The sequence below is a fragment of the Massilia genomosp. 1 genome, assembly GCF_011682185.1.
Lineage (GTDB): Bacteria > Pseudomonadota > Gammaproteobacteria > Burkholderiales > Burkholderiaceae_D > Telluria_A > Telluria_A rubra.
Genome location: NZ_WHJF01000235.1, coordinates 1 through 2,176, shown reverse-complemented (window position 1 = coordinate 2,176; position 2,176 = coordinate 1). Strand labels below are relative to the sequence as shown.

The following is a 2,176-nucleotide window of genomic DNA, read 5'->3' as shown; positions in this document are numbered from 1 at the left end:
AAACAACATCGTCGAGCAGGACCATCGCGCCATCAAACGGGTGACCAGGCCGATGCTCAACTTCAAATCGTTCCGGTCTGCCGGCTCCGTGATCGCCGGCATCGAGCTGATGCATATGATCCGGAAGAGCCAGTTCGCCGTCGATGACGCTTCGCCCATGTCATTCGCCGACAAGTTCTATGCGTTGGCAGGACAAGTCCGTCCAGCGTAAGCAGGGGTCATGCTCAACATGAAAAAATTCGTGCTGGGCTCAACAACGCGACAGAACCGCTCGTAGAGCCCTTGCTCATGTGCCTTATGGTTCTCGGCCTTGGGTCTGCGCCAGGTTAGCGCCTTGGTATCTTTGTTGTACTCCATGTGCGTGAGCTTGCCCTGTTTCAGTTCACGATTGAACGTCAACCATTGCACATGCAGTTCGGCGGTCAGGGCGTCGAGTTGCGCTTCAATCGGCTGGCGCAGGAACGGAATGTCCATCTCGGCCAGCATGTCGGCCTTTTCGTCCATCGAGACCAGTTCGTCGGAGAAATGGCGGTGTTGCAGGCTATCATCGAGATAGAGTTCGCCCGACTTGAAGCGTTTCCGGATTTGCCGGTATAGCCAGAACTCATAGCGGTCAGCATGCAGGCCCGTTGGCTTGCCATCGGCATCGAAGACCAACAGATACGAACGCAACCGTTTTGGCAGCGTTGCTGGCGGGCACTCTGCCAGCGGCCGTTGCGACAGACGTTGCTGCTTAGTGAACACGCTCTTGGCCCAGAACAGCGCCGCGAGCCATGGACTGTCCGGTTCGGTGCCGGCGAAGTCGAGCGCGACATATAGAGGTCGTAGATGACGGCGGATGCGTTCAGCCAGGCCGTCCACCGCCTGCCAGTGCAGAGCCAGCTTGCTCACCGGCTTCACACTCATGCGCTGTCCGGTGATCTGGAGTGTGTCTTTCGGCATGATCTTGTACGCGCGCTGCCGCACGTTGCCAAACGGCGTGGTATCAGCCACCGTGTCATCGACATAGAGCAGCAACAGGCGGCCAACCTGCGGCGTATCCGGTTGACGGCGCACCTGTTCGGCGACATACAGTTTTTGCGCGCCGGCGCTGCTCTCTTCCTCCAACTTCTTCATATGGTAAGCCATCGCATCGACCAGGTTGTCGGAGAGTTGCCGGTAGCGCTGCCAGGCATAGCACAACAAGTAGAGGCGGGTCTGATCCGCCTTGAGGCTGCGCAGGTCATGGACGGTGTAGAAGCTCGCCAGACTCGCGTAGTAGAGCAAGTTCTGTTGCGAAACACCCAGCTTTGGCAGAAGGTCCTTGGCAATTCTGTGCAACGGCTCCAGCAAAGCGCGCTTCTCGCGTTCGCGGATCATCTGACGCCAGCCGAAGTCCTTGGCGTCCTGCTTGAGCGCCGCCAGCTGGGACAAGGTGTCATCACGCACCAAAAGCTGGGCCAGCGCGTCCATGGCCGCGTCGTCCAGCGCTTCCGCCAGGAGGCCGCCCACCCGCCGACGTTCGGCGGACAGGGTTTCGCTGACCAATTCTTGCAGCGTGGTGTAGCCGGGGCGGATGATTTTGTGTTCATTGAGCCAGACAATCAACTCGGCGGCCACAAACCCCGGCGTCGCATCGCGCCTTGCGGTCAGCGCGGCCTGTTGTCCAAGCTGCGGCAGGAAGTCGGCCGTCCACAGCTGGTAGCCGAACAACTCGGCGATTTGCCCGCGCTGGGCGTAATGCTCATGCTTGGTGATCGGCTTACGGTCAAACGCCTCGTCGTGAAAATAATGGTTTAGTACGAAGGTGCCGTCATCATCGACATCGGTCCAGTCGAAGCGGAAGAAGGACTGCTTGGCCTTGAAGTAGCCGATCTGCAAGACGCAATAGACCTGGGCATGCAGGCCTGGCCGGCTACTGGCGAGCGCCAATTCGGTTTCCGTCAATGCCAGGTATTCCATCCGCTGTGCATCGTCGAAGTCTGGCAGGCCGTACAGGGCTTCTTGCTCAGCCTCTGACAGAACACTGAGCAACTTATTTTTTTGTTTCATCCATAATCTTTCCAAGGCTACGGAGCGTGTCAAACTATTTGAGACAGTATTTACAGATTGTTTAGGGAGCATTCTTCGGTCTGCTCGTTGGTGCCAATGTCCATTTTGGGCATGTTGATTCCGGCTTCGGTTGGCAGAGCCGGCG

Annotated in this window: 1 protein-coding gene and 1 pseudogene; one reads left to right on the top strand and one right to left on the bottom strand. The window is 58.0% G+C overall.

Annotated elements, in window-relative coordinates; genetic code table 11:
• Positions 1 to 211 (top strand): DDE-type integrase/transposase/recombinase (locus F1735_RS33130; RefSeq protein WP_167241198.1); only part of this gene is annotated, 211 nt, incomplete at its 5' end.
• 58 nt (positions 212 to 269) lie between these two features.
• Here F1735_RS33130 and F1735_RS33125 read toward each other — a convergent pair.
• Positions 270 to 2,031: pseudogene (locus F1735_RS33125) on the bottom strand (DUF4158 domain-containing protein); the annotation flags it as partial.
• Between the last annotated feature and the right edge of the window lie 145 nt (positions 2,032 to 2,176).